The sequence below is a fragment of the Elusimicrobiaceae bacterium genome, assembly GCA_028700325.1.
Classification (GTDB): domain Bacteria; phylum Elusimicrobiota; class Elusimicrobia; order Elusimicrobiales; family Elusimicrobiaceae; genus JAQVSV01.
In genome coordinates, this window is the sequence record JAQVSV010000102.1 from 1 (window position 1) to 6,235 (window position 6,235).

Consider the following 6,235-nt stretch of genomic DNA (forward strand, 5'->3'; position numbering starts at 1 on the left):
CGCTGAGGTGCACATCGGAAATCTGCGCTATGCGAACCCCGTCAAGCGCGCGCGGAAGCGATTCCACCGGGATTTCCACATTATGAACGCGCGGAGTATGATATCCGGCGATAATCGCATAACCCGACAAAACGGCTGTTGCGATGATCACGCCCCAGGCGAACCAGGGCCCGGAGTCTAGCCGCCACAGCCGCACGAGCAGCTCGGGAACAAGGCTTGCCGCGATAACGCTCAGCCAGATGAAGATGACGCCCATCCATATATACGCGCCGGTTATAAGAAACCGCGTAAGCGGATTGGAATAGCCGTGCACCAGCCACGCGCATGCGAAAAACGACAGCGCCGCCGCCGTAAAGATCAGCCGCACCCGTCCCGCAGGCAGGTGAAAATGCATGATCAGCCACTGCGCCACCGCCAGATGCATGGAGCAGTAGATGACTGAAAAAACGGTTATAAACGACAGGAGTTTCACAAGGGAATTCACGGGTTATTGGCGGGCGCGGTTTAATGCCGGGTGGTTTTGCCGGCCGGTTTGACCGCGGCGCGCTTTTGCTTTGCCGCAGGCTCGAATTCGCCTATTTTTTTGTTCTTGCGGACGTCGTTCCAGTGGAACACCTTGCCGTTCATGGCGATATAGACGCCTGACGGCAGGGCCTGCGAAAACGACAGCGCGCTTCCAAGATTGAACAGCCCGTCCGAACTGCCGAACTTGTACGGCACCATTGCGCCGGTAAGCACGACGGTTTTGTCGGTAATGGCGGGCCCGAGCAGTTTGGCGGTTTTCTCCATAGTGTCGGTGCCGTGGGTGATCACGATATGCTCTTCGGGACAGGCGAGGCATTCCTGCAGTATCTTCCGGCGATGGCTGTCGGTCATGTCGAGGCTGTCAATCATCATCAGTTCGGTTACCGCAAGCGGCAGCTTGCACCGGCCGGTATTGAGAATTTCGTGTATGTGGGTGGAGCGGAAAAAAAGTTTTCCGTTAAGCTCGTTATACTCTTTATCGAATGTTCCGCCGGTTGCGATTATGCGAATTTTCATAGTGGTTCACAGTGTTTTGCGGCCCCGCGGCGGACCGTACCGGCCCGCCGCGTCAGGCGGCTGGTTTATTTGCGGTTGCGGGAGTAGCTGAAAAAGGCCCTGAAGCCTTTGTAGGTCATATAAATGTCGAACTTGGAGGCCAGTTCGGAGGGCGCGTGCATGGAAAGCAGCGGCACTCCGCAGTCCACCACGTCCATGCCGTAGCGGGCCATGATCGCGGCTATGGTGCCGCCTCCGCCCTGATCCACCTTGCCCAGCTCGCCGGTCTGCCAGGCCACTTTGGCTTCGTCGAAAATATAGCGCACTTCGGCCACGAATTCGGCGTTGGCGTCGTTCGCGCCGGATTTGCCGCGCGCGCCGGTGTATTTCGTCAGGCAGGTGCCGTAATTGACCATGCAGGAATTGCGCTTGTCCGATACGCCGGGAAACATCGGGTCGAACGCGGCGTTTACGTCGGCCGAAAGCAGTTTGGATTTGCGCATGCAGCGTTTTACCGCCAGTTCGCTGTCAGCGCCGGACTGCAGGGCCACCAGTTCCGCCACCATGTTTTCAAAGAAATTCGATTCCATGCCGGTCGCTCCGGCAGAGCCTATTTCCTCCTTGTCGCACATAAGCGCGCAGGCGGTGTATTGCGGCACGGCGGGCAGGTCCAGCAAAGCCTGCAGCGCGGAATAGGCGCAGACCCGGTCGTCATGCCCGTAGCCGAGTATCAGCGCGCGGTCAAACCCCACTTCGCGCGGCGCTCCGGCCGGCACTATTTCCAGCTCCGCCGACAGGAAATCGGCCTCTTTCACACCGTATTCCTTATTAAGGTGTTTCAGCACATATTCCTTCACTTTCTGTTTGGCGTTTTTGTCGGTTACCGGGCGGGACGCCACGATCACGTCCAGATCCTCTCCGCCGATCGCTTCGCCGAGTTTTTTCTGGTTCTGGTGCTGCGCCAGGTGCGGCAGCAGGTCGCTTATGCAAAACACGGGATCGCCCGGCTTGTCGCCGATCGCCACGTTCAGGATCTTGCCGTTTTTCAGCGCGAACACCCCGTACAGCGCCAGCGGGATAGTCACCCACTGGTATTTTTTTATGCCGCCGTAATAGTGCGTGTCGAAATAGGCCAGTTCGCTGTTTTCGTAAAGCGGGTTCTGTTTAAGGTCAAGGCGGGGCGCGTCGGTATGTCCGCCGACGATGTGCATTCCTTCCTCAAGCGGACGCCTGCCGATGACAAGGGCCATGATGGTTTTGCCGGCGCAGGAGGCGTAAATCCTGTCGCCCTGCTTCAGCGCGGTTTTTTTCGCGATCAGGGTTTCAAGGTTTTTGTAGCCGGCATTTTCAACAAGCGCTACGGCCTCGTCGTGCGCGGCGCGTTCGGTTTTGCTTTTTGCGAGAAAATTCATATAGGCGGAGCAGACCGCCTCCATCTGTTTTTCCTCGGCCTGGCCGAGCTTTTCGTAACCGTTTTTGAGTTCGTAACCCAGCGCCGTTTTTTTGCTTTTCTTTTCGGGCATTTTCCCTCCATGGACTATGCTGCCTATAATAATATTAAAGAAAATTTGTAGAATTTGCAAATACGGCGGTCAATGAGGCTTGCATGGATATCGGAATTCTGTACGAGGACAGCGAAATCATAGCGGTTAACAAGCCGGAAGGCCTGCTTACAATTCCGGGGCGCGAGGGCTCGGCGGAGCCGTCGCTGCTTGACTGGCTGGCCCGGCGGGCCGGCGCGAAAATTTTTGTGGTGCACCGGCTCGACCGCCCCGTGAGCGGCGCGGTTGTGTTCGCCCGAAACGAGCTGGCGCACCGCGAACTGTGCCAGGCGTTTGAAGCCCGCACAGTGGAAAAGCATTATCTTGCGCTGGCGCAGGGCCAGTTCGAGAGCTTTTCCGGGACGATAAACAAGCCGCTGCGGGAGTTCGGATCAGGCCGGGTGGGCGTGGATCCAGGCGGCGGAAAGCCGTCGGTGACTTCCTATTTTGTGCTGGAAAAACTGTACGGCTACTCACTGCTTGACATCGAACTTGTCACCGGGCGCAGGCACCAGATCCGGGCGCATTTTTACAGCATCGGGCATCCGCTTGTGGGCGATCCTGAATACGGAGATCCCGAAAAACAGGCGTGTTACCCGCGCCTTATGCTGCACTCCCATACGCTTCGCCTGCCGCGCGCCGGGCGCCGCGCCCTTGAAATAACCGCCCCTGCGCCCGACAGTTTCACCGCGGTGATAAAACAGCTCAAAACCTGCGGTTCTTTATGACGGGCCGGCTTCCGGCCGCGTCCGGTGTCCGGAGCGGCCGCCAGAAGCTTGCCCGGTAACCGGCAGGATCCGCGCCGCGGCGATTTTCAATTTCGCTCGCCTGACCGGTTTGCCGGCAAGGCATAACATTCGCCGTCAGGCCGCAAGCGCGGGAGATGGTTTATTCCACAACAGGCGAGGTGGAGGATTTGCGCGGTATGCGCGTGCGCGCGCGATCCTGCGCGGAAAACGCCGCATCGGGGCTTTGCGGTCCGCCTGAACTTTCGTCTTCAAGCAGATAGGTGTGCGGGTCTTTCAGGCGCGGTTTGTAAGCGTCATCAAGAACGCTGTCCTCAGGCGCGACGACTGCTGCTTTTCGCCGTTTGACAGGCTTGGGCGGCACCATGCTGCCGTGCGCGACCGGTTTTTGCGCGCTGGCCTGCGCGAGCTGTTCGGCGCGTGTCGCGCCGAACCCGACGGAAATGCTGATCCGGTTTGTGTTGCCCAGATCGCCCATCGGCACAAAACAGTAGTCGAGCGAAAATCTCTTGAGCCGCATGCCCGCGCCTATCGTGAACCCGGGGCCCGCGCTTTCTGCGGTCGAGGTTCTGTACCCGAGCCGCAGCGAATACCGGTCAGAGGGGACCAGCACGCCGTATGCCGAGTATTCCAGCGCGGCGCGGATTATCGGCACGGTATCGGACGGTTTGTCCGCTTCTCCCAGCAAAGTGAAGTTTTCGCCCGCTTTCACCGACAGGCCGGCCTTGTAAGTGAGCGGGAGCGGAGATTCCTGCTCGTAAAGTTTCAGCTCGCTGCCGAAATTTGAAACCGCCAGGCCCAGCGCGACCGCTTCATAGCGAACAAGCAGGCCCGCGTCGCCCGCGAACGCGGTGGCGTTGCGGTCGTCCATTGACTGGCGGATGGTTTTAAAGGATGCGCCCGCGAAAATATTTTCATGGAACCGGTTGGCCACGCCAAGTGAAAATACCCCGTCGGCCGAGTTGAACGACGAGCCAAGCGGGTTGCCGCTGGCGTCGGTTTTAGGCACGTCGGGCGTGTGCAGGTAGTTGATGCCCGCGCCGAATGTCAGGGTTTTTTTGTGAGGATGCGCGTAGCTCAGCGACTCCAGCTGCACGCCGGACAGCCAGCCCGTATGCGTGAAAGACAGCTGTTTGTAGTCCGCCGCGGCGATCAGCGCGGGATTGTAATTTATGAGCGCGGGGCTGTCGTCCGTTAATGCGGTCACCGCTCCGGCCAGCGCGGCTTCCCGCGCCGAGGGGTCAATCTTTAAAAACGACGCGGCGGTAGTGCCCGCCCCGCCCGCTTTTGCGGACGGAGCCAGCAATCCCATGCAGCAGATAGCCGCCAATAGCCGTTTCATAAGTTTTACCAGAACACTCCCGGCCTGCCCGTTTTGGTCTCGCCGTCCGCCTTGATGAGGTAAAGATACATCCCGCTGGCCACTTTCTCGCCCGAGGAGTTGCGCCCGTCCCATTCCGCTTTGCGGTTGGAGCCCTGCATGGTGATGCCGTCATTGCTGGTCATAGTGCGCAGCAGCGTGCCGTCCATGGTATAGATGCGCACGGCAAGGTCGGCGGTGTCGGGCAGCATGGCTATCGTCACTTTCGGCGTGTTCTTGAAATAGCACGGCTGCGGATAGACCAGTATGGCCGAAAGATCCACACTCAGTTTTGCCGTTGACAGCAGGCTGTATATGGAAAAGTGGTCAACCCAGGCGGTTACGAGCCGGTTGGCGGTGTCAGGCGCCGAGCCCGGAACTTCCGTCCAGCCGGCGCCTGTGTCGAGATAATAAATCTTCAGGTCCGCCGGTTTTATAAGCGTGCCGTCAAGATAGCCGTCGCTGTTGGAGTCGGGATAGGGTATGGAAATCTTTACCGGCGCGGCGAAAACCGTGAGCGTTGTGTTTGTGGAGGTTGTCGCCGTGAATTTGCGCGCGCAGTTCGCGGTTGTAATCGGGTCCACTCCGCCGGCCACTTTCAGCTTGTTGTTCGCCGCGACGATATCCGCCAGCGCGGGCGACGGCGTTTCCACCGTTATCGTGACGGTCGAAATGATGCTGCCGGCGGGCACGTAAACCGCCGTGTCGTCCGAATTGACGACAGTGCCGCCAGTATCGCTTGAAATGGCCGTGTCCACCGTGAACGCGGTTGTGCCGAGCAGAACGGCGGACGAGTTGCCCGCCCTGTCGCTGACCGAGTAAACGAAATGGCCCGTGCCGGTGCTGTCATACGACTCGATGAAAACATTTCCCGCATAGGCGCCGCCGGAGCCGGTCAGCGTGACTGTTTTCGTGGCGCCTTCCGCGACATAATATTGAAGCGCCGGCGCGGCGTTTTCACCGCTTGTGTCGGCTATCGTGAGCGTGAGCGCGAAGCTGCCGCTTCCGAGTGCTTCGGTTTCCGCCATCGCCAGCGTGGACACGGGCGCCGCCGTGTCAATTCTGAACAGGGCGTTCTGCGCGGTGGACAGATTGCCCGCGTTGTCTATGGCGGCTATGTGAAAATACCAGGTGTCGTCCGCGAAAACCGCGCTGGTGCTGTAGGCGGTCGTGAAAACGCCGCTCAGTTTCAGCGCCGAGGCGGTGACGGAGGCGGTATGGTCAAACCCGATATAAAAACCTTTCAGGCCGGACAGGCCGGTGTCGCTTCCCGTCCAGGTGAACGACGCGCGCGATACCGTGCTCCATGCGCCGGCCAGCCCGTGGCTCGGCGAGGCGAGCGCGGACACCGCGGGCGCGAAGGTGTCGTTGACATAAACCGAAATATCCTGCGAAGGCTCGCTTTCCAGTTCGTTGGGGCCCGTGTCAACTGCGGTCACGCGGAAAAACGTGACCACATCGTCCGCCAGATAGGCAATGGCATAGGAAGTGTCTGTCGCTGTCGCGAGAAGGTAGCCGTTATCCCAGGTTGCGGCGGGGGTCGTGTCGGCGTAGATGCGGTAGTAACT

At 59.4% G+C, this 6,235-nt stretch carries 6 protein-coding genes; 1 reads left to right on the forward strand and 5 read right to left on the reverse strand.

What is annotated here, in order from left to right; genetic code table 11:
- The 3 genes from PHW69_09535 to PHW69_09545 all read right to left on the reverse strand — a co-directional run.
- Positions 1–484: hypothetical protein (locus PHW69_09535; protein ID MDD4005423.1), on the reverse strand; the 484-nt coding region annotated here is incomplete at its 3' end.
- A 20-nt stretch (positions 485–504) separates the two neighbouring features.
- Positions 505–1,041 (reverse strand): asparaginase domain-containing protein, encoded by a 537-nt coding sequence (locus tag PHW69_09540; GenBank protein ID MDD4005424.1) that lies wholly within the window; start codon positions 1,039–1,041, stop codon positions 505–507.
- Positions 1,042–1,106: 65 nt separating this feature from the next.
- Positions 1,107–2,543 carry an aminopeptidase gene (locus PHW69_09545; GenBank protein ID MDD4005425.1) on the reverse strand — a complete coding sequence of 479 codons (1,437 nt, stop codon included), beginning with the start codon at positions 2,541–2,543 and terminating at the stop codon, positions 1,107–1,109.
- A gap of 83 nt (positions 2,544–2,626) precedes the next feature.
- Between PHW69_09545 and PHW69_09550 the strand changes: the two genes are divergently transcribed.
- Positions 2,627–3,289, forward strand: a complete 663-nt coding sequence (locus tag PHW69_09550; protein MDD4005426.1) for an RluA family pseudouridine synthase — start codon at positions 2,627–2,629, stop codon at positions 3,287–3,289.
- Positions 3,290–3,449: 160 nt separating this feature from the next.
- Here the strand turns inward: PHW69_09550 and PHW69_09555 are convergent, their stop codons facing one another.
- On the reverse strand, positions 3,450–4,649 hold the full coding sequence (locus tag PHW69_09555; protein MDD4005427.1) for a PorV/PorQ family protein: 1,200 nt from the start codon (positions 4,647–4,649) through the stop codon (positions 3,450–3,452).
- A 5-nt stretch (positions 4,650–4,654) separates the two neighbouring features.
- Positions 4,655–6,235, reverse strand: a 1,581-nt coding sequence (locus PHW69_09560) for a hypothetical protein (protein MDD4005428.1), incomplete at its 5' end; no start/stop codon positions are given.